This window comes from Streptomyces sp. SLBN-8D4, assembly GCF_049739545.1.
GTDB classification, from domain to species: domain Bacteria; phylum Actinomycetota; class Actinomycetes; order Streptomycetales; family Streptomycetaceae; genus Streptomyces; species Streptomyces canus_C.
This window is the reverse complement of record NZ_JBMGQC010000001.1, coordinates 9,062,915-9,082,920: the sequence shown is the minus strand read 5'-3', so window position 1 is coordinate 9,082,920 and position 20,006 is coordinate 9,062,915. Positions and strand designations below refer to the sequence as shown.

Here is a 20,006-nt window from a genome sequence, read left to right as displayed (position 1 = left end):
CATGAGCACCCCGACCCTCGCCGTGTTCAAACTGGCCTCCTGCGACGGCTGTCAGCTCACCCTGCTGGACTGCGAGGACGAACTCCTGGCGCTGGCGGGCGGGGTCCACATCGCCCACTTCCTGGAGGCGTCCAGCGCGGTGGAGCCCGGACCGTACGACCTGACGCTCGTCGAGGGCTCGGTCACCACGCCCGAGGACGCCGAACGGATCCGCGCGATCCGTGCCGCCTCCCGCCGCCTGGTGACGATCGGCGCGTGCGCGACGGCGGGCGGCATCCAGGCCCTCAGGAACTTCGCGGACGTGGACGAGTTCCGGCGCGTGGTCTACGCCCACCCCGAGTACATCTCCACGCTCGCCACCTCCACGCCGGTCTCCGCCCACGTGGACGTCGACTTCGAGCTGCGCGGCTGCCCGGTCGACCGGCGTCAGCTGCTCGAAGTGATCACGGCGTTCCTCGCCGGGCGCAAGCCCGACGTGCCGAACCACAGCGTGTGCTTCGAGTGCAAGCAGCGCGGCACGGTGTGCGTCACCGTCGCGCACGGCACGCCCTGCCTCGGGCCGGTCACCCATGCCGGCTGCGGGGCGCTGTGCCCCGCGTACGGGCGCGGTTGCTTCGGCTGCTTCGGGCCGTCCGGGTCCGTCAACCTGCCCGCACTCATCCCCCTGCTGCGCCGCGACGGTCTCGACGAGGACGCCGTGGAGCGCTTCCTGCACACCTTCAACGCCGCCGCGTTCGATGAGGAGTTGAGGACGTCGTGACGCACCGCGGATCCCGTGTCCTGCATGTCGGCTCGCTGTCCCGGGTCGAGGGCGAAGGTGCGCTGCGCCTGCGTGTCGAGGGCCGCACGGTCACCGAGGCGCATCTGGAGATCTACGAACCGCCGCGCTTCTTCGAGGCGTTCCTGCGCGGCCGCTCCTACACGGAGCCTCCGGACATCACCGCGCGGGTGTGCGGGATCTGCCCGGTGGCGTACCAGATGAGCGCCTGCGCGGCGATCGAGGACGCCTGCGGAGTGAGCGTCGATCCGGTGATCCGTGATCTGCGTCGGCTGCTGTACTGCGGGGAGTGGATCGAGAGCCAGGCCCTGCACCTCTATCTGCTCCACGCCCCGGACTTCCTGGGCCGGGCGAGCGCCATCGAGCTGGCGCGGACCCACCGGGCCGAGGTGGAGCGGGGGCTGCGGCTGAAGAAGGCCGGCAACTCGTTGATGGAGGTGCTCGGGGGGCGGGCCATCCATCCCGTGAACGTGCGTCTCGGCGGCTTCCACCGGGCCCCGACCCGCAGCGAACTCCGCTCCCTTTCGGAGGAGTTGAAGCGGGCGCTCGACGACGCCTGGGCCACCGTGCGCTGGGTGTCCGGGTTCGAGTTCCCTGATGCGCACACCGACGCCGCCCTGCTCGCGCTCGCCTGTCCGGACACGTACGCGATAGAGAGCGGTACTCCGACCGTGCTGCGCGCCGACGGCACCTGGGGCTCCTTCCCGGTGCGGGACTTCACCGAGCGGGTCCGCGAGAGCCATGTCCCGCACTCCACCGCGCTGCACTCCCGGCTCGACGGAGACCTGCACCTGACCGGTTCCCTCGCCCGGTTCGCCGTCGGTGGCAGGCGGCTGTCGCCGGTCGCGATCCAGGCGGCGGTCGAAGCCGGACTGGGCGATCCGCGCCGGGGTGCCGTGTGCCGCAACCCCTACCGGTCCATCCTGGTGCGGGCCGTGGAGATCGTCTACGCCGTCGGTGAGGCGCTGCGCATCATCCAGGGGTACGAGCCTCCCGAGCACTCCTTCGTCGAGGTGCCGCCCCTCGCGGGCATCGGCCACGGCGCCACCGAGGCGCCCCGCGGGCTCCTCTACCACCGCTACGAACTGACCGGGGACGGGACAGTGACCGACGCGCTGCTGATACCGCCCACCGCCCAGAACCAGGGGGCGATCGAGCACGACCTGCTCCGGCTCGCGCAGCGAGCCCTGGCCGAACACGACCCGGGAGACGAGGAGTTGACGGCCCTGTGCGAGCGGGCGATCCGCAATCACGACCCTTGCATCTCCTGCTCCACCCACTTCCTCGACCTGACGGTCGTCCGCACCCCGGGAGGCTCTCATGCCTGAATCCCCGTACACCGTGAGCGACGTGATGACCCACACCGTCATCGCCGTCGGACGCGACGCGCCCTTCAAGGAGGTCGTCGAGCTCATCGACCAGTGGAAGGTCAGCGCCCTGCCCGTCCTGGTGGGTGAGGGGCGGGTGATCGGAGTGGTCTCCGAGGCCGACCTGCTGCCCAAGGAGGAGTTCCGCGACACCGACGAGGGCGATCCGGCGGAGCGGGCCAAGGCCGACGGTGTCTCCGCGGGCGAGCTGATGAGCACCCCGGCCGTGACCGTGCACGCGGATGCCTCGCTCGCCGAGGCGGCCCGGATCATGGCCCGGCGGCACGTCAAGCGGCTGCCCGTCGTGGACGGCGTGGGCATCCTCCAGGGCGTGGTCAGCCGAGGCGATCTGCTCAAGGTCTTCCTGCGCGGGGACGAGGAGATCGCCGAGGAGATCCGGCACGCCGTGCTGTCCCGGCTCCCGGTCACCACCGGCGCCCTGACCGTGACCGTGGCCGAGGGCGTGGTGACCCTCCGCGGCTCCCTTCCCCAGCGGACTCTGGTGCCCGTGGTGGCCCGCGCGGTCCGGGCGGTCGAGGGAGTCGTCGACATCCGGCTGGATCTGACGCACCGATGAAGTACCTCGACGAATACCGGGACCCCGTGCTCGCCCGGCGTCTGCTGGGCGAGCTGCGGGAGGTCGCCACGCAGCCCTGGCGGATCATGGAGGTGTGCGGCGGGCAGACCCACACCCTGGTCCGCCAGGGCATCGACGAACTGCTGCCCGCCGGAATGCGCATGATCCACGGCCCCGGCTGTCCCGTCTGCGTCACACCGCTGGAGACCCTGGACCGTGCCATGGCCGTGGCCGCCCGTCCCGGCGTGATCTTCACCAGCTTCGGCGACATGCTGCGCGTCCCCGGTACCGACACGGACCTGTTGTCCCTGCGGGCGCGGGGCGCGGACGTACGGGTGGTGTACGCCCCGATGGACGCCGTGCGCCTGGCCGCCGGCCATCCCGACCGCGAGGTGGTCTTCCTCGCGGTCGGATTCGAGACGACGGCCCCCGCCAACGCCATGGCCGTGCTGCATGCCGCCCGTCTGGGCCTCACCAACTTCTCGATGCTCGTCAGCCATGTCCTGGTGCCGCCCGCGATGACCGCGCTGCTCGACGACCCGGACTGCGAGGTCCAGGCGTTCCTGGCGGCCGGACATGTGTGCGCGGTGATGGGCTGGCGCGAGTACGAGCCGATCGCCGACCGCTACCGGGTGCCGATCGTGGTCACCGGATTCGAGCCGCTGGACCTGCTGGAGGGCATCCTGATGTCCGTACGGCAGCTGGAGGCGGGCCGGCACGAGGTGGAGAACCAGTACGTGCGGGCCGTGCGGAGGTCCGGCAACACCGCCGCCCAGGACGCGGTCCGCGAGGTCTTCCGGGTCACTGACCGGTCCTGGCGAGGGATCGGCGCGCTGCCCGCGAGCGGCCTCGAACTCACCGACGCCTACGCCCGGTTCGACGCCTCGCGCCGCTTCGACGTGACCGGGCTGTGCCCGGTCGAGGACGCCGAGTGCGTCGCGGGCGCCATCCTCACCGGAGCGAAGCTGCCCACCGACTGCACCGCGTACGGCACCCGCTGCACGCCCCGTCATCCGCTCGGCGCGCCGATGGTGTCGTCCGAGGGCACCTGCGCCGCGTTCTTCGCGGCCGGACGGACCAGGAGTACGACATGAGCGTCGAATGCCCCACCCCGAACCACGAGGACGAGGTCGTGCTGCTGGGCCACGGAGCCGGCGGCCGGCTCACGGCGGAGCTCCTCGACGAGATCGTCCTGCCGTCCCTGGACGGTGAGCGCGGTCCCATGGAGGACGCGGCGCTGCTGCCCGGGTACCGGGAGCTGGTGATCAGCACCGACAGCTTCGTCGTCAGTCCGCTGTTCTTCCCCGGCGGCGACATCGGGTCCCTGGCCGTGCACGGCACGGTCAACGACCTCGCCATGCGGGGCGCCTGGCCCGTCGCCCTGTCGGTCTCCCTCATCATCGAGGAGGGTCTGCCGCTGGCCGAACTCCGTTCCGTGATGCACTCGTTGGGCAAGGCCGCGCAGAGCGTCGGGGTTCCGGTGGTCACCGGGGACACCAAGGTCGTGGGGCGGGGTGCGGCGGACCGGCTGTTCGTCAACACCACCGGTGTCGGGCAGCGGCACGGTTCCCTGCACCCGTCCGCCGCGCTGGCCCGGCCAGGGGACGCGGTCCTGCTGTCCGGTCCGGTCGGGCTGCACGGCACGACCGTGCTCAGCACCCGCGAAGGCCTCGGCTTCGAGGGGGACATCGCCTCCGACAGCCGGCCGCTGCACCGGCTGGTGGGCGCGCTGGCGCCGCTCGGTGCGGCGGTGCACGTGCTGCGCGACCCGACACGTGGCGGCCTCGCCGCCGCACTGAACGAGATCGCCCGCGACTCGTCCGTGGCCGTGGAGATCGAGGAGGGCGCCGTGCCCGTGCCCGGACCGGTCGCCGCCGCCTGCGACCTGCTCGGTCTGGACCCGCTGGTCGTCGCCAACGAGGGCTGTCTGGTCGCCTTCGTCGAGGCGGCCGCCGCCGAGGAGGCACTCACCGCGCTGCGGTCACTGCCCGAGGGCTCCGGGGCCGTACGCATCGGCGAGGTACTGCCCGAGGGCCCGCCCGGGCGGGTGACCCTGCGCACCCTCGTGGGCGCCCGGCGGATCGTGGACATGCCCTTGGGCGAGCAACTCCCCCGCATCTGCTGACGTGTCCGCCGATCCCGGTCATCCGGTCCCGGTCATCGGACGAGCGGGAGCGGACGCTGTGTGAGCACCTGGTCGAGCGGGCGACGCAGCGTCGAGCCGACATACGGAGGGCGGCCCAGGCGCAGCACCATCTGCGGGTGGCGGCCAGCCGTGACCTCCCGGCGCACCTTCTCGCGCAGGTCGGGCCGTTCGAGGGGCTGGGTGTGGAAACCCGCCATGACTCCGTGCCCGGCTGCGTGCAGCAGGACGTGCTGGAGCGCCTGCCCCGCGAGGAGCCAGTCGGCCCGTTGGTCGTAGGGCGTGCACAGGACGGCGATGATCCCCGTTCCGACGCCGCGTCGGCGTTGCGGAACGGTGTACCGGCGGGACAGCCCGAGATAGTCACGGCCCGCCAGGAGGGTGAGGTCGGGGTGGGCGCGGCACGCCGTGACCGGTACGCCGGTCGGCCCCACCCGGTGCGCCGGCTCGACGGCACGCCACAGGTCCGCGCGGTCGGCCCGCTCCGCGGTGTCCACCGTCCGGGCCAGCAGCTCCACCTTCTCCGGGACGTCGAGCACCTGGAGGATCGCGCCCTCCGACCGTGCCCGGTCGCGCAGGTCCGCGAGCAGCGCCTCCGTCACCGGCTCGGGCCCGAACGGCCCTCGATGGGTGTGCCGCAGGGGCAGGGCCCGCGCCAGGGTCTCCTCGTCGTCGGTGGGTGCGGCATGGGCCCCGAAAGCGACCCGGGCGAGGAAGTCCTGGTCCGCGGGTTCGGGCAGCACCTCCACGATGGGGCGGAAGCCCAGATGACGTACGGCCGTCCGGACGTTGAAGAGGGCGGCCCCGCAGGCGATGACCATCTCCCGCCCGCCCGGATCGGTCAGGGGCATCCGGCGCCCGGCGTCCGCGTGCACCTCGAAAGCCCGGTCATGGCCCTCCTCGACGAAGAACCAGGGCTGGCTGTTGTGCGGCGAGGGGGCGAGGGAGGCGGCACGCGCGAGGTGGAGCGCCGCGTGACCGGGTTTCCCGCCGGTGACGGTCATCGTGGGTACCGCCTTTCGTGAGGCGTGCGCTCTCGGCCCCGGTGCCGTGGCCGCGGCGGGACGGGACGGGCCCTTCGGCCCTCGGAACACGGTGTCGCGGAAGAACCGTGCCGCCGGCCGTCGAGCACCGAGTCCGGCTCCGGCTCGCGACGCGGAGATACCCCGGCGCGGGCTCCGTGCGCCGGGGATCGTCCATGCATCGGCGTCATCGGACGGTCAGTCCTTCCGCGCACCGGCCAGTTCCTGGGCGACCTGTGCCGCCCACTGCTCGATCGCGGTGAAGTCGCGGAAGTCGCCGCCCTTTCCGCTGCGAAGGATCATGCCCGCGACACGGCCCTTCGCGCCCTCCTCCAGGCAGCCGCCGAAGGTGACGTGCCCGCGGACGTCGAACCGGGTCATGGCCCGCCGTACCGCCGGAACGGGCGGGATGTCCCGCTCGGCGGCCGAGGCGTCGAGCGGGCCGCTGCTGAACAGCCACAGGGGGCGTTCGGCCAGGGCGCGGCGGTGCCGGCGCAGGAAGCGGCGGGCGTCCTTGTGCCAGCGGCCGGCGTACAGGGCGCCGCCGACCACGACGGCGTCGCAGTCGCCGAGGTCGTCGACGGATCCGGCCGGACGCGCTCGGGCCGTGAGCCCCTCCTTGTTCAACACCTCGGCCACGGCCTCGGCGATCTGCGCGGTGGATCCGTTCTTGGTGCCGTAGGCGACCAACACATCGGTGGTCATGGCGGGTCCGCCTCCTCTCGGGTCATGTCCGGCGCAGCCAGTCGTCGGCCACACCGTGCAACGCCTGCTCGTCGGGCTCGATCCGGGCGTCATCGAGCCGGTAGGTGAGCTTGTCGACGACGGCGACCACTCCGTCGGCCCGAACCGTCATGGCGACCGCGATCTCGGTCTCGCTCTTGCGTTCCATCTGGCCGGTCAGCGTGACCACGCCGTCGGTGACCGAGACGTCCACGCTGCGTGGCGCCAGCCACAGCGCCCGCACCAGGACCTCGTCGATCACTTCCTTGCGGATCTCCGCGTCCGGACGCAGGAACACCTGGAGCAGGTCGCGCCGGGTGACGATGCCGACCAGCCGGCCCTCCTCGTCCAGGACAGGCAATCGCTCCACACGGTTCTTGGCCATCGTGCGGGCCGCCTCGACGATCGTGTTGTCGGCATGCACCGTGATGGGCGGTTCGCTCATGAGCTGTCCTGCGGTGCGCGCCTTCGCCTTCGCCACCTGCCGGCGCGCGGCGGGTGTCAGGCCGGCGAGCCGGAAGCGCTTCTTCGGCTCGTACGGGTCGGGCAGCTGGGCTTGATGGGTCATCAGGTCGGTTTCGGAGATGACTCCGATGACCTTGTCGTCCTCGTCGACCACCGGCAGTCCGCTGATGCGGTGTTCGCGGAGCCTACGGGCCACTTCCTTGAACGGGGTGCCGTACGTGGCGCGGACGACCTCCATCGTCATGACGGAGCCCACTTTGCTGTGTTTCATCGGGGCCTTCCTTCGTGGATACCCCGGCCTTCAGGCCGGGGAGGAATCGAAGCTCCTGCGGAGTAGGGCAGTGGAAGTCGGTTCGCCGCCAGGGCGGGCCGACGCCCACCGTCCACCGTCCAACACCCTGCGCTCACATGGGAGCTGATAGAGTGTGAGGTATGGCAGGGCAGGTCAAGCGGGCTTTCAGGTACCGCTTTTACCCCACAGTCGAGCAGGCGGCGGAGCTGTCGCGCACGTTCGGCTGTGTCCGCCTGGTGTACAACAAGGCGTTGGAGGAGCGCACTCGGGCCTGGTACAGGGAGCAGCGCCGGATCTCCTACGTGCAGTCCTCCGCCGCACTGACCGAGTGGAAGAAGACGGAGGAACTCGCCTTTCTGACCGAGGTGTCCTCGGTTCCGCTGCAGCAGGCGCTGCGTCATCTGCAGACGGCGTTCGCCCACTTCTTCGCCAAGCGCGCGCAGTATCCGCGCTACAAGTCGCGGAAGAAGTCCCGCGCGTCGGCCGAGTACACCCGCAGCGCCTTCACCTGGCGCGACGGACAGCTCACGCTGGCGAAGATGGCCGACCCGCTGGATATCCGCTGGTCGCGTCCGCTGCCGGAAGGTGCGGAGCCGACCACGGTGAGCGTGTCCCGCGACGCGGCGGGCCGCTGGTTCGTGTCCCTGCTCGTCGAGGACACCATCGCCCCGGCCCCCGCCACAGATGCGGCGGTCGGCATCGACGCCGGGATCGCCTCCCTGGTGACCCTGTCCACCGGGGAGAAGATCGCCAACCCCCGACACGAACGTCAAGACCGCGCCCGCCTCGCCAGGGCACAGCGGGAGCTGTCCCGCAAGGCCAAGGGCTCCGCGAACCGGGAGAAAGCCCGGCGTCGTGTCGCCAAGGTCCATGCGCGGATCGCCGACCGGCGGCGCGATTTCCTGCACAAACTGACCTCGCGCATCGTCCACGAGAACCAAGTGGTCGTGATCGAGGACCTCACCGTCCGCAACCTGGTGAAGAACGGCACGCTCGCGCGCGCCATCTCGGATGCGGCCTGGACGGATCTGCGCTCCATGCTGGAGTACAAGTGTGCCTGGTACGGGCGCGAACTCGTCGTGATCGACCGCTACTTCCCCTCCAGCAAGCTGTGCGGAAGCTGCGGCACGGTCCGCGGGAAGCTGCCGCTGAACGTCCGCGAGTGGACGTGTGCCTGCGGCGCGGTGCATGACCGCGACGTGAACGCGGCACGCAACATCCTGGCCGCCGGGCTGGCGGCGTCTGCCTGTGGAGACGGTGTAAGACCTCAACGGGAGTCCTCCCGGACGGGGCGGTCGTCGGTGAAGCAGGAACCTCAGCGGGCGACCGCTGGAATCCCCCGCCTTTAGGCGAGGGAGGAAGTCAAGGCTGTCTCCTCCTCAACGGAGCCGGCGAAGGTAGGGGTCCTGCGGCCGGCGCGGCAGCAGGCGGACGCGCGCGTCGAGGACGGTCACCCCGCCCGGCGCGGCGAGTACGGGGTTGAAGTCGGCCTCGGCGAGTTGCGCCACGTCGCTCGCCATCCGGGAGAGCCGGTGCAGCAGCTGTTCGAGACCCGGCAGGTCGACGGGTCCGCCACCGGCCGCGCCGAAGAGCAGGGGGGCGCAGCGCGGGGACGTGATCAGGTCGTGCACGTCGTGGTCGGTGAGCGGTGCGAGGCGGGCGGCGTGGTCGGCGAGGATCTCGGTGGCGGTGCCGCCCAGGCCGAACAGGACGAGGGGTCCGAAGACCTGGTCCTGGACGACACCGGCGAACAGTTCGGTGCCGCGGGCCGCGAGCGGCTGGACCACGACGCCGGTGAGCAGTCCGGCGAACCGGGTCTCCAGGTCGCGGAACGCTGCGCGGACCTGGCTGTCGCCGCGCAGGTCCAGATGGACCGCGTGCTGTGCGCTCTTGTGGAGCAGACCGGGCCAGTAGCCCTTCATGACCACCAGGCCGTCGGGACCGCGCATCCGGTCGGCGGCCAGGACGGCCTCGTCCTCGGTCGTGGCCCAGGCCCAGGGCAGCTGGGGAATTCCGTAGCAGTCGAGAAGCTCGGCACAGGTGCGCGGGTCGAGCCAGCCTCCGTCGGGGTGGGCCTCGAGGTAGGTCTCGACGCAGGCGTGGGCACGGCCCGCGTCGATGCCGTCGAGGTCGGGGACGGTGCCGGCGGGGCGGGCGAGCCACGCTGCCCGGCGGGCGGCGTGGGCCAGCGCCCGGGCCGCGGCCTGGGGTTCGGCGTACGCGGGTACGGTGCCGCCGCCGGTGCGGGGCAGCAGCTCCACGGGCAGCGCCTGTTCGAGGCGTACGACGACGACCGGCTTCGGCCGGTGTCCCGGCCTTGCGGTGACGGCCTTGACGAGGTCGTCACCCGTGGCGGCCGCGACCGCGGTGGGGACGAGGGCCACCAGGACGGCGTCGACGCCCGCATGCCGCATGATCCGGTCCACGGAGTCGCCCAGTTGTTCCTCCGTGACGGCGGCTGTGGCGTCCACCGGGTTGCCGATCGCGGCGCCGTCGGGCAGCACGGCGAGCAGGTCGTCGACGAGCGCGGCGGTGGGCGTCGGCAGAGTGAGTCCGGCTTCCGCGCAGGCGTCGGCGCTGAGCACACCGGCGCCGCCGGCGTTGGTGACGATCGCCACCCGCGATCCGGCCGGGAGCGGCTGGGAGTGCAACAGGGCTGCGGTCTCCAGGAGTTCGCCCACCGAATGGGCGGCGGTGATGCCGGCCTGGGTGAACAGGGCCTGGCGGGTCATGGTGCGGGTGGCTGCCGCCGCGGTGTGCGAGGCGGCGGCGCGGCGCCCGGCGTCGGTGCGCCCGGCGTCCACGGTGAGCACCGGCATGCGCCGGGTCACCCGGCGGGCGGTGCGGGAGAAGGCACGCGGGTTGCCGAACGACTCGAGGTGCAGCAGGGCGAGGTCGGTGTGTGCGTCGCTCTCCCACCACTGGAGCATGTCGTTGCCGCTGATGTCGTACTTGTCACCGAGCGAGACGAACGAGGACACGCCGATGCCCAGCCGGGACAGTCCGTCGAGCAGGGCGATGCCGACGCCGCCGGACTGCACGGCCACTCCGGCGGTGCCGGGGCTGGGGTGGTTCGCGGCGAAGGTCGCGTCGAGGCCGAACTGCGGGTCGGTATTCGAGATGCCCAGGCAGTTGGGTCCGACCATCCGCATCCCGTACGTGCGGCAGGCGGTCAGCAGAGCCTGGGCCTGATCCGCGTCCAGCCCGGCGGTCACGACGAGCAGCGCACGCACACCTGCCTTGCCGCACTCCTCGGCGGTCGCGGGAACCGCCGCGGCGGGTACGGCGACCACCACGAGGTCGGGAGTCCGGGGCAGGGCGCCGATGCTCGGGTGGGAGGGTACGCCGAGGATGGACGTCGCCGCGGGGTTCACCGCCCACAGCCGGCCGGTGTAGCCGCCGGCCTTCAGCTGGTGCAGGAGGGCGCGGCCCACGGAGCCCGGCTTGCGGCCGGCGCCGACCACGGCGACCGCGGCTGGCCGCAGCAGGGGGCGCAGGCTCTCCACGTCGGCGGCCCGCCCGCGCTCCTCCACCGCCGTCAGATAGGTGTCGTCCTCGTCCAGCGCGATCGTGCAGCGCACTTCCGGTCCCTCGAAGCGGCGGGCCGTGCGCAGACCGAGGTCGGCGAAGAGACGCAGCACCTCCTGGTTCTCGCTCAGGGCGTCGGCGGTGAAGGAGGTGACGCCGTCGGCGCGGGCCGCGGAGACCAGGTGCTCGACCAGGAGCGTGCCCACGCCCCGGTGGTGCAGTCCGTCGGCGACCGCGATGGACATGTCGGCCTCGGTTCCGGTACCTCCGGTGTCGTACTCGGCGAGGCCGATCACCTGTCCCGTCCGTTCGGCCAGCAGGGCGCGGTAACCGGCGCGCGGTGTGGCGCAGGCGCGGTCGGCGGCCATCTCGGCGGAGCGTCGGCTTGCCGCGAAGAACCTCAGCCGCAGGTTCTCCGGGGACATCTCCTCGTACAGGCCCTGCAGTTGGTCGTGGTCTGCCGCCGCCACGGGGCGGATGCACACGGTGGTGCCGTCCGCGAGCAGGGCATGGGTCCGGGGGCCGCTGAGCGTGTCGTCCTTCATCGCGGTTCTCCTCCAGGTCTCTGGGCACTTCGAGCGTCCAGCGGAACGGGGCGGGGGCCCATGGGCTGACCGGCGGTGATGCGAGGGCCGGTCGGCCCTTCGGTGGCCGCGCGTCGGGGCCGGCCCGGAGCCCGGGCGAGGCCCTCCCCGATCGCGGTCAGTGGTGCGGGAGCACGGCGACCGGGACGGCGGAGTGGTGCAGGACCGCGTGGGTGACGGGTCCGATGTGGGCGCCGAAGGACCTGCGCCGGACCCGGCGGCCCACGACGACCAGGGAGGCCTCACGGGACGCGTCGACCAACAGGCGGCCCGGGCTGTCGGAACGGGACACCTCGACGACCTCCACCGACGGGTGCTTCTGCCGCCAGGGACGCAGGACCTCGCTCAGCCCGGCGGCCTTCTGACGGGCGATCTCGTCGTGGAACTGCGGGTCGAGGGAGAGGCCGTATACGTAGTACGGCGGCAGGTTCCAGCCGGACACGGCCCGTAGGGCGGTCTCGCGTCGGGCGGCCTCCTCGAAGGCGAACTCGATCATCGAGTCGTCGGGGTCGTCGACGTCGAGGCCCAGCACGACGGGGCGGAACGCGGTACCCGCCGACGGGACGCCCACGAGGTCCGGCTCGTGCTCGTCGGCGGCCTGTTCCCCTGCACGGACCAGGACAACCGGCCGTTCGGCGTGCGCCACGACCGCCAGGCCGACGGAACCGGGCAGGAATCCGGTGATCCCGCTCAGCCTGCCCGAGCCGAGGACGAGCAGTTCGGCGTCCCTGGCCGCCTCCGCCAGGATGTCGGCCGGCCGGCCGGGCACGGTCCGCATCTCGACTTCGAGGCCAGGGTGCCGCAGGCGGATGCCGTCCGCCGCGTCCCGCGGGATCTTCTCGCTCCAGTACTGCAGGGTCTCACCGCCGAGGAGCGGTGCCTGGGCCATGGGTTCGGGCACGGGCTCCGAGACGTGGAGCAGCTTCAGCGGCAGGTTTCGCGAGGCGGCTTCGCGGGCCGCCCACTCGGCGGCCGCGCGGCTTTCGGCGGAGCCGTCGAGACCTGCGACAACGGTGCGGACCATGGTTCTGCCTCCTGATCTGGACGTCTGTCTCCAGCCTGGTGCGGGCAGGCCCGGTGAGGCAGGGGCCGCTGGTCCCGGGACCTGGCCGACCGGCCCCACCGGGCGTGACGCGGCGGGCCGCGGTCGGGGCCCGCCGTGCCGTTGCGGGGTCACTGGAGCCAGTGGTTGCGGCTGACGAAGGGCAGACGTGCCCACACCTTGCCCAGCCCCCAGACCGCACCGGCGCCCGCGGCCGCCAGGGCGATGAGGACGACGGCGTAGATCAGGTGGTAGTCCACGAACGGGTTCGTCGACATGCTCGGCGAGCCGTCCGAGAGGTGCTTGGCAGGCGGCCACTCCGCGATCCACATCAGCGCCATCATCGCGGTACCGGCGACGGCGGCGAGCCGCAGGCCGATCCCTGCGATCAGGGCCAGACCGACGCCCAGCAGACCGAGCATGAACAGCCAGTCGGCCCACGCGTCCCCGGCCCACGCGTGGAAGGTGGACTCCATCGGACCGGCGGCCACGCCGCTCAGGAAGCCCTTGGTCGGCGAGCCGCCGTCGATCCAGCCCTTGCCGGACTGGGTCGCGTAGCCGAAGCCGAACGTCTTGTCCAGGAACGCCCACAGGAAGACGAACCCGGTCAGCAGCCGCAGTCCGGCGAACACGTACGCGCTGGTCGCCGTCGTCGTGGCGGCCGCGTCAGCCGTTCCCGTCCGCCGCAGCGACGGGAACCGGAAACCTGCGTGTCGGTGCGGGTGATCGTGGACAGCCATGGTCGTGATCCTTTCGGGAGTCGGTGCGTTCACTCGTTCCTTGCACCGACCAATCTGCTCGCCGCGGGGCAGCCGCGCCGCAGGCCGAAGGTCGGGGCCCGGTGGGCTGAACGGCCCCTTCCGCAGGACCTGTCGGGCCCGGCCGCAGGGAGGCGACACCGTGAAGGCCCGGACGTCGATCGTGGTTCTCCCGCAATGGGACCGATCGGCCCTGGTGCATTCGGTCCCCGCACGTGACCATCGTCCCAACGGCGGCCCGCAGACGGGGACGTTACCGGGAGCGAGGGAGTCGAGATGACCGAGGCACGCACCTTCACCACGCAGGACCCCATCCGGGTCTTCCTGCTCGACGACCACGAAGTCGTCCGCCGCGGCGTGATGGACCTCCTGGACGCCGAGGACGACATCAGCGTCGTCGGCGACGCCGCCAACGCCGAACACGCACTCCTGCGCGCACCCGCCGTACGCCCCCACGTCGCCGTCCTCGACGTCCGCCTGCCCGACGGCGACGGCATCACCGTCTGCCGCGAACTACGCAGCCGCATGCCGGACCTGGCCGTCCTGATGCTCACCTCGTTCGACGACGAGGACGCCCTCCTCGACGCCATCATGGCCGGCGCCTCCGGATACGTCCTCAAACAGATCAAAGGCACCGACCTGGTCTCCGCCGTCCGCACCGTCGCCTCCGGCCAGTCCATGCTCGACCCCGCCACCACCGCCCGCCTCATGCGATCACTACGCACCGAACCCACCGAAACACCCACCCTCGCCCCCGAACTCGCAAGCCTCTCCCCCCGCGAACGCGACATCCTCGCCCTCATCGGCGACGGCCTCACCAACCGCGAGATCGGCAAACAGCTCTACCTCTCCGAGAAAACCGTCAAAAACCACATCTCCCGCCTCCTGTCCAAACTCGGCGTCCAACGCCGCGTCCAAGCCGCCGTCCTCGCCACCCACCTGCAACAACCCGACGTCTGACGCGTCGACGCAGCAGGTCCGTCGTCAGCGCACGAGCCGCTTGACCGCGCGCACGAGGAGCTCGACCAGGAGCACCGTGGCCGCCGTGCCCAGGCACAGGGCCCACTGGACCGGGTCGAGTGGCTGGGTGCCGAACACCGTGCGTGCCCATGGCAGATGGACCGCGGCGATCTGTACGACGAGGACGCCCGCCAGACACCACCACAGGGTGCGGTTGCGCAGTTGGTGGCGGCCGAGCAACGGGCCCTGATCGGCGCGGGCGTTGAACGCGTTGAAGAGCTGGAACAGGACGAACGTGGTGAACGCCATCGTCAGCGCGGTGTCGGTACCGGCCCACGGCCGGGCGAAGGCCAGCAGACCGACGGTGCCGAGGGCCATGACGGCGCCCGCCCTGCCGATCGCGATCAGACGGCGGGCGTCCAGGATCCGCTCGGCGGAGTCCCTCGGCGGGTGTCGCATCACGTCGTCCTCGGCCGGATCGACGGCCAGGGCCATCGCCGGCGGCCCGTCCATGATGATGTTGATCCACAGGAGTTGGGCCGCCGTGAGGGGCGCGGGCAGTCCGGCCGCCGCAGCGCCCAGCAGGCTCAGGATGGCGCCGATGTTGGTGGCCAGCTGGAAGCGGACGAACTTGACGATGTTCGCGTAGATGGCGCGCCCTTCACGCACGGCACGCACGATGGTGGAGAAGTCGTCGTCGGTGAGCACCATGTCGGCGGCTTCCTTCGCCACGTCGGTCCCGGTGACTCCCATGGCCACGCCGATGTGCGCGGCCCGCAGCGCTGCCGCGTCGTTGACGCCGTCACCGGTCATGGCGACGACATGGCCCCGCTCGGACAGCGCCCGCACGATGGCCACCTTGTGCTCCGGGACGACGCGGGCGAACACGCCGATGTCGTCGATGCGCCGGGAGAGCTCTTGCGGTGTCATCAGGTCGAGCTCCGCCCCCGTCACCACGTCTCCGTCGATGTCCAGCTCTCGTGCGATGGCCGCCGCGGTGTCCGCGTGGTCGCCCGTGATCATCTTGACGGTCACCCCTGCCGTGCGGCACAGGGCGATCGCGTCCCGTGCCTGCGCGCGCGGTGGATCGGCGATTCCGGCGACGGACACCAGGGTCAGGCCGTTCAGCGACGCCTGATCGGGCGCACCGTCCGCGACGGCCGTGGCGGCGCCGAGTACGCGCAGTCCCGAGCCGCCCAGCTGCCGGGTCACGTCCAGGACCTCGCCGCGGCACCGGTCATCGAGTTCGCTCACACCGTCCTCGGTCACCACCTCGGAGCACAGCCCGAGCAGCACGTCCACGGCGCCCTTGACGTAGACACGCGTACGACCGTCCGGTTCCCGGTGGAAGGTGGCCATGTACTTGGTGGCCGCGTCGAAAGGAAGCTCGCCGGTGCGCGGCAGTTCTACCCGCAGCCCGTCGGCGTCCAGGCCCGCCTTCGCCGCGAGGACGACCAGAGCGGCCTCGGTGGGATCACCGACGAAGCCGTCGTCGGTCAGGTGCGCGTCGTTGCAGAGGGCGAACGGCAGCAGCGCGGACACCAGTGTCGCCTCGCCACCTCGCACCACGCCGTTCGTGCCGTAGCCCTCGCCGGTGACCTCGTGCAGCCGTCCGCCGGACCAAAGAGCCCGTACGGTCATTTCGTTGAGGGTCAGGGTGCCGGTCTTGTCGCTGCACACGACCGTGGCCGAGCCCAGCGACTCCACCGAGGCCAGTCGTTTCACGATGGCTCCGCGGCGGGCCATCCGGTACACGCCGAGTGCCAGCGTCAGCGCCAGGACGGCCGGCAGCCCTTCGGGGATCGCCGCCACGGCCAGGGCCACGGCACGCAGCGCGATGTCCGCGAGGCTCTCGCCCCGGGTCAGGGCGACGAGCGCGTAGGCGGCGACCGCGACCCCGCTGAGCAGGGCCAGGCGCCGGCCGAGGCTGTCCAGCTGGATCTGGAGCGGGCTCGGCGGTTCCGCGTCGGCGCGCAACGCCTCGGCTATGGAACCGAGTTCGGTACGCATGCCGGTGGCGGTGACGATCATCTCGGCACGGCCGCGGGTGAGGGCGGTGTTCATGAACAGCATGCCGGTCCGCTCGGCCAGCGGCACCGGGCCGGTCACGGCGGTGCTCTTGGCGACCGGCTGCGACTCGCCGGTCAGGGCCGCCTCGGCGACCTCCACCGTCTCCGCGACGATCAGCCGCCCGTCGGCCGGCACCCGGTCGCCCGCTTCCAGCAGGACCACGTCCCCGGGCACCAGGATGTCGGCCTCCACCAGCTGCTCCGTGCCGTCTCGGCGGACCCTGGCGGTCGGCACCAGCATCCGGCGCAGCGCCTCCAGGCTGCGCTCGGCACGCCGCTCCTGGAGGTAGCCGAGGACGGCGTTGATCTGGAGGACGACGGTGATCACCAGTGCGTCCCTGATGTCGCCGATCGCTCCGGCGACCACGGCCGCGATGATCAGGATGCCGATGAGCCAGTTGCGGAACTGGTCCAGGAACTTCAGCCATTCCGGACGCCGGGCGGGTTCGGCGAGCTGGTTCGGGCCGTGGACGGCGACGCGTTCGGCGGCCTCTCGCGAGCTCAGGCCGACGCCCGGGTCGACCCCGAGGCCGGTTTCCACCTGCGCCGGGGTCAACTGGTGGGCGTCCCGGGGGGTGTCCGCCCGCGAGGGGGTCCGCTCGGTCTGCGCGGCGGTCAGGCCGTCCACGGTCACGCCTTCCGGAGCGGGATCACGGCGACGGGGCAGTGTGCGTGATCGACGAGGATCCGGGCCGCGGAGACCCGCAGTGTGTCAGCGATCCTGTGCTGCCGGGCCCCGATCACCACGAGTTGGGCGGTGCCGCTCGCCTCGACGAGGGCGTGCCCGGTCCAGGAGTCGGCCCGGCGTTCGCGCACGACGATGTCGGGATGCTTCTTCCGCAGCGCGGACAGGGGCCGTGCGGCCCTGGTGCGCGGGTGCAGGACGACCAGGTCGGTGCCGCGTCGGATGGCCTCCGAGAAGGCGAACTCGGCAGCCTCCCGTGACAGGTCATCACCCAGGACCACCGGGCCGTCCGGCCCGGGCCTGCCCCGTATCACGAGCAGCGGGCCGCGGCTGCGGGCGGCCAGCTGTCCGGCGACGGAGGGCCGGAGCCGGCCGCCGACACCGTCCGCCGGGCCGCTGCCCACCACGGTGAGCGAGGCCGTGCGCGACTGCGATTCCAGTACGGCCGGCGGCTCGCCGATCAGGACGTCCTGCGTGACGGCCACCCCGGGGGCGATACGCCGGGCCGCTCGTTCGGCCTCGTTCAGAGGGCCCGTGAGCCTCACACGTGCCGCGGCCCCGTCCCGGTCCCAGGGCGGCACTCCGGGCGGGAGGTGCGCCGACGACCAGGTGAGGGCGTGGGCCAGCCTGAGCCCCGTGCCCAGCCGCTCGGCCTCCCTCGCCGCGGCTTCCACGGCGGCCAGGCTCGACGAACTGTCGACTCCCACAACGACCGGACCCCTCATGGCGGCCCTCCCCTTTCCCTTGTCGGGCTGTCTCCGCCCCACGGGACGACGGCAGCGCCGAGCGGCCGGGGCCGGGCGATGCACCATCGGCCGGGCGGCCCCGTCTGACGTCCACGGCTTCAGCATCCGCTCGACGGCGCGGCACCGCAGTGGGCCGGATGGGCCCGAGGAGCGCACCGTCCGGCCCTCCCCCGATGGCCGGGGGACGGCGAACCTGGAGGTGGGAGGCGGATGTGCGACGCCTTTGCGTCGCACCGAGCACCGGAGGTGCGCCATGACCGGACCTGGCGTGAACGGACCTGTCGTCGTCGGACTCGACGGCTCCCCCGCGAGTGTCACCGCCGCGTGGTGGGCGGCCCGTACGGCCATGGACCGGCGGCTGCCCGTCCTGCTGCTGCACTCCTGGACGACCCAGCCGCTCAGTGCGCCCATCCCTCAGGAAGCTCTCGCCAAGCGGCGCTACGGCGGTGAGGTGCTCGAGCGCATGGAGGCCGAGCTGCTGCACCGCTACGCCGACCTGAAGGTGACCACCGAACTGGTGTCCGCTCCCGCCTCGAAGGCCCTCGTGGACCTCGGCCGCACCGCCACCATGCTGGTGCTCGGCTCCCGCGGCCACGGCTCGGTCGCGAGCTTCTTCCTGGGCTCCATCAGCCTGCATGTACTGGGTCTCGCCCGGTGCCCCGCGGTGACGGTGCGGGCGGAGGACACCGACGACGACGCCGAGCGGTACGAGATCGTCGTCGGAGTGCAGGAGGCGGGGGCCGCCTCCGATCCGCTGCTGGAGTTCGCCTTCACCGCGGCCGAGGCTCGGGGGGCGCGAGTGCGCGCGGTTCGCGCGCTGCCGCTGTCGACCCTGGTGACCCACCTCCCCGGCGCGCACCTCGACGAGGGCTACGAGATGGACGAACAGGCCCGTCTCGCCGCCGCCGTGGCACCGTGGCGGGAGAAGTACCCCACGGTCGCCGTCACCTACCAGGTGGCCAGGGGAACCGCCGCGCAGGTGCTGCTGACGGTCTCGGCCCACAGCGCGCTCACCGTGGTGGGCCGACGGCGGCATCCGGCTCCGCTCTCCTGGAAGCTCGGTCCGGTCGCGCACGCGGCCCTGCACCACGTTCCGTGCCCCGTCGCCGTCGTCCCGCACGACTGAGCCCGGCGGAGGGGACTGTCATGGACCGTGCCGTTTCGAGGAGTCCGCTGCGCCGGTTCCTCGCGCCACCGGGGCTCGAGATCGGCCTGCTCGCCGTCACGGCGGTCGCGCACCGTCCTCGCGGGCTTCGCCGCCGTGCTCCTCACCGGCGCGTCACCGGCCCTGCGGCACCGCCTGACCGTCGGCTCGATGATGTGATCGCACCCGGTCCGCTCATCCGGTGACCGGGAGGTCCGGGCGGACCAGAGTGCCCGCGCGGCCGTGCAGCATCTCGTAGGCGGCGTCCAGAGCGCCGATCGCGGCCAGGCCACCTGTACGTTCGACGAATCGGGCGGCGGCCTCGGTCTTGGGCCCCATGGAACCGGCCGCGAAGTGTCCGTGGCGCAGGGTGGTGGGGGTGGCGTCGTGGAGCGCTTGCTGGCGCGGGGTGCCGTAGTGGGCGTAGACGTTGGGTACGTCGGTGAGGACGAGGAGGAAGTCGGCCTTGAGGTCCTCGGCGAGCAGGGCGGCCGTGAGGTCCTTGTCGACGACGGCTTCCGCGCCGGTGAGCGAGGCGGTGTCGGCGTCCGCGGTCACGGGGATGCCTCCGCCGCCGGCGCAGATCACGAGGGTCCCGCCGGTCAGGAGTTCGTGGATCGTGTCCGTCTCCACGATCCGCACGGGCAACGGTGAGGCGACCACGCGCCGCCAGCCGATCGTGTCCTCGGCGACCCGCCAGCCGTACTTGCGGGCGAGCCCGCCTGCCACGTCCTGCGGGTAGACCTGGCCGACGAACTTCGTCGGCCGCAGGAAGGCCGGGTCGTCCGCCCGGACCACCGTGTGGGTGACGAGCGCTGCGATGCGATGCCCGGGCAGGGTGTCGTACAGGGCGCGCAGCAGCAGGGAGCCGATCAGGCCCTGGGTCTGCGCGCCGAGGAGGTCGAGCGGATAGGGGGCGCTGAGGGCCGGGTCGGTGGCGCTCTCCACGGCGAGCAGGCCGATCTGAGGGCCGTTGCCATGGGTGAGGACGACCTCGTGGTCGATGGCGAGGGCGGCGATCGCCGTGGCCACCCGGTCGATGTTGGCGATCTGAACCTCCGCGTCGGGGCGTTCGCCACGGTGGAGCAGGGCGTTGCCGCCGAGGGCGACGACGATGCGCATG

The 20,006-nt window shown here is 72.1% G+C and carries 17 protein-coding genes; 8 read left to right on the top strand and 9 right to left on the bottom strand.

The features are described 5' to 3' along the window. Nucleotide 1: 1 nt before the first annotated feature. From RKD20_RS41140 to hypE, 5 genes are read left to right on the top strand one after another with little or no spacing between them, the layout of a single operon-like run. Nucleotides 2-760, top strand: coding sequence for an oxidoreductase (locus RKD20_RS41140; RefSeq protein WP_424882162.1), 759 nt, complete (start codon nt 2-4; stop codon nt 758-760). Continuing rightward, on the top strand, nt 757-2,106 hold the full coding sequence (locus RKD20_RS41135; protein WP_424882161.1) for a Ni/Fe hydrogenase subunit alpha: 1,350 nt from the start codon (nt 757-759) through the stop codon (nt 2,104-2,106). Before RKD20_RS41140 ends, RKD20_RS41135 begins: the two co-directional genes overlap by 4 nt. Beyond that, complete coding sequence (locus RKD20_RS41130) at nt 2,099-2,722, top strand: CBS domain-containing protein (RefSeq protein WP_424882160.1); 624 nt, start codon at nt 2,099-2,101, stop codon at nt 2,720-2,722. The genes RKD20_RS41135 and RKD20_RS41130 overlap by 8 nt, the downstream gene beginning before the upstream one ends. Next, nucleotides 2,719-3,816 (top strand): hydrogenase formation protein HypD, encoded by a 1,098-nt coding sequence (hypD, locus tag RKD20_RS41125; RefSeq protein WP_424882159.1) that lies wholly within the window; start codon nt 2,719-2,721, stop codon nt 3,814-3,816. The genes RKD20_RS41130 and hypD overlap by 4 nt, the downstream gene beginning before the upstream one ends. Then, nucleotides 3,813-4,847, top strand: coding sequence for a hydrogenase expression/formation protein HypE (hypE, locus tag RKD20_RS41120; RefSeq protein WP_424882158.1), 1,035 nt, complete (start codon nt 3,813-3,815; stop codon nt 4,845-4,847). The genes hypD and hypE overlap by 4 nt, the downstream gene beginning before the upstream one ends. A gap of 32 nt (nt 4,848-4,879) precedes the next feature. Here the strand turns inward: hypE and RKD20_RS41115 are convergent, their stop codons facing one another. From RKD20_RS41115 to RKD20_RS41105, 3 genes are all read right to left on the bottom strand, one after another. Further along, nucleotides 4,880-5,869, bottom strand: coding sequence for an Acg family FMN-binding oxidoreductase (locus RKD20_RS41115; RefSeq protein WP_424882157.1), 990 nt, complete (start codon nt 5,867-5,869; stop codon nt 4,880-4,882). Nucleotides 5,870-6,085: 216 nt separating this feature from the next. Next, the gene (locus RKD20_RS41110) at nt 6,086-6,592 is read right to left on the bottom strand and encodes a flavodoxin domain-containing protein (protein WP_424882156.1); all 507 of its coding nucleotides are present in this window, start codon (nt 6,590-6,592) and stop codon (nt 6,086-6,088) included. A gap of 22 nt (nt 6,593-6,614) precedes the next feature. Next, nucleotides 6,615-7,346, bottom strand: coding sequence for a CBS domain-containing protein (locus tag RKD20_RS41105; RefSeq protein ID WP_424882155.1), 732 nt, complete (start codon nt 7,344-7,346; stop codon nt 6,615-6,617). 161 nt (nt 7,347-7,507) lie between these two features. Between RKD20_RS41105 and RKD20_RS41100 the strand changes: the two genes are divergently transcribed. Then, on the top strand, nt 7,508-8,716 hold the full coding sequence (locus RKD20_RS41100; protein WP_424882154.1) for an RNA-guided endonuclease InsQ/TnpB family protein: 1,209 nt from the start codon (nt 7,508-7,510) through the stop codon (nt 8,714-8,716). Nucleotides 8,717-8,746: 30 nt separating this feature from the next. Here the strand turns inward: RKD20_RS41100 and RKD20_RS41095 are convergent, their stop codons facing one another. The 3 genes from RKD20_RS41095 to RKD20_RS41085 form a co-directional block, all read right to left on the bottom strand. After that, nucleotides 8,747-11,440: a GNAT family N-acetyltransferase gene (locus RKD20_RS41095; RefSeq protein ID WP_424882153.1), complete on the bottom strand. Its 2,694-nt coding sequence runs from the start codon at nt 11,438-11,440 to the stop codon at nt 8,747-8,749. A 157-nt stretch (nt 11,441-11,597) separates the two neighbouring features. Next, nucleotides 11,598-12,503 carry a universal stress protein gene (locus RKD20_RS41090; RefSeq protein ID WP_424882152.1) on the bottom strand — a complete coding sequence of 302 codons (906 nt, stop codon included), beginning with the start codon at nt 12,501-12,503 and terminating at the stop codon, nt 11,598-11,600. Between the two features lie 149 nt (nt 12,504-12,652). Further along, complete coding sequence (locus RKD20_RS41085) at nt 12,653-13,261, bottom strand: hypothetical protein (protein ID WP_424882151.1); 609 nt, start codon at nt 13,259-13,261, stop codon at nt 12,653-12,655. Nucleotides 13,262-13,555: 294 nt separating this feature from the next. Between RKD20_RS41085 and RKD20_RS41080 the strand changes: the two genes are divergently transcribed. After that, nucleotides 13,556-14,239: a response regulator gene (locus RKD20_RS41080; RefSeq protein WP_424882150.1), complete on the top strand. Its 684-nt coding sequence runs from the start codon at nt 13,556-13,558 to the stop codon at nt 14,237-14,239. Nucleotides 14,240-14,263: 24 nt separating this feature from the next. Here the strand turns inward: RKD20_RS41080 and RKD20_RS41075 are convergent, their stop codons facing one another. Further along, nucleotides 14,264-16,936 (bottom strand): cation-translocating P-type ATPase, encoded by a 2,673-nt coding sequence (locus RKD20_RS41075; RefSeq protein ID WP_424882149.1) that lies wholly within the window; start codon nt 16,934-16,936, stop codon nt 14,264-14,266. A 2-nt stretch (nt 16,937-16,938) separates the two neighbouring features. Then, entirely contained in the window at nt 16,939-17,718 is a 780-nt protein-coding gene (locus tag RKD20_RS41070) for a universal stress protein (RefSeq protein WP_424882148.1), read from the bottom strand. Nucleotides 17,719-17,992: 274 nt separating this feature from the next. Between RKD20_RS41070 and RKD20_RS41065 the strand changes: the two genes are divergently transcribed. Further along, complete coding sequence (locus tag RKD20_RS41065; protein ID WP_424882147.1) at nt 17,993-18,865, top strand: universal stress protein; 873 nt, start codon at nt 17,993-17,995, stop codon at nt 18,863-18,865. A gap of 213 nt (nt 18,866-19,078) precedes the next feature. On the opposite strand, the gene RKD20_RS41060 is transcribed toward RKD20_RS41065, so the two are convergent. Then, complete coding sequence (locus tag RKD20_RS41060; protein ID WP_424882146.1) at nt 19,079-20,005, bottom strand: carbamate kinase; 927 nt, start codon at nt 20,003-20,005, stop codon at nt 19,079-19,081. Between the last annotated feature and the right edge of the window lies 1 nt (nt 20,006).

What these genes read in the sequence shown, in the direction of transcription:
- RKD20_RS41070 (WP_424882148.1), bottom strand. Translation starts at nt 17,718, where the DNA reads ATGAGGGGTCCGGTCGTTGTGGGAGTCGACAGTTCGTCGAGCCTGGCC.
- RKD20_RS41130 (WP_424882160.1), top strand. Translation starts at nt 2,099, where the DNA reads ATGCCTGAATCCCCGTACACCGTGAGCGACGTGATGACCCACACCGTC.
- RKD20_RS41110 (WP_424882156.1), bottom strand. Translation starts at nt 6,592, where the DNA reads ATGACCACCGATGTGTTGGTCGCCTACGGCACCAAGAACGGATCCACC.
- RKD20_RS41100 (WP_424882154.1), top strand. Translation starts at nt 7,508, where the DNA reads ATGGCAGGGCAGGTCAAGCGGGCTTTCAGGTACCGCTTTTACCCCACA.
- RKD20_RS41105 (WP_424882155.1), bottom strand. Translation starts at nt 7,346, where the DNA reads ATGAAACACAGCAAAGTGGGCTCCGTCATGACGATGGAGGTCGTCCGC.
- hypD (WP_424882159.1), top strand. Translation starts at nt 2,719, where the DNA reads ATGAAGTACCTCGACGAATACCGGGACCCCGTGCTCGCCCGGCGTCTG.
- RKD20_RS41090 (WP_424882152.1), bottom strand. Translation starts at nt 12,503, where the DNA reads ATGGTCCGCACCGTTGTCGCAGGTCTCGACGGCTCCGCCGAAAGCCGC.
- RKD20_RS41065 (WP_424882147.1), top strand. Translation starts at nt 17,993, where the DNA reads ATGACCGGACCTGGCGTGAACGGACCTGTCGTCGTCGGACTCGACGGC.
- RKD20_RS41140 (WP_424882162.1), top strand. Translation starts at nt 2, where the DNA reads ATGAGCACCCCGACCCTCGCCGTGTTCAAACTGGCCTCCTGCGACGGC.
- RKD20_RS41085 (WP_424882151.1), bottom strand. Translation starts at nt 13,261, where the DNA reads ATGGCTGTCCACGATCACCCGCACCGACACGCAGGTTTCCGGTTCCCG.
- RKD20_RS41060 (WP_424882146.1), bottom strand. Translation starts at nt 20,005, where the DNA reads ATGCGCATCGTCGTCGCCCTCGGCGGCAACGCCCTGCTCCACCGTGGC.
- RKD20_RS41095 (WP_424882153.1), bottom strand. Translation starts at nt 11,440, where the DNA reads ATGAAGGACGACACGCTCAGCGGCCCCCGGACCCATGCCCTGCTCGCG.
- RKD20_RS41115 (WP_424882157.1), bottom strand. Translation starts at nt 5,869, where the DNA reads ATGACCGTCACCGGCGGGAAACCCGGTCACGCGGCGCTCCACCTCGCG.
- hypE (WP_424882158.1), top strand. Translation starts at nt 3,813, where the DNA reads ATGAGCGTCGAATGCCCCACCCCGAACCACGAGGACGAGGTCGTGCTG.
- RKD20_RS41080 (WP_424882150.1), top strand. Translation starts at nt 13,556, where the DNA reads ATGACCGAGGCACGCACCTTCACCACGCAGGACCCCATCCGGGTCTTC.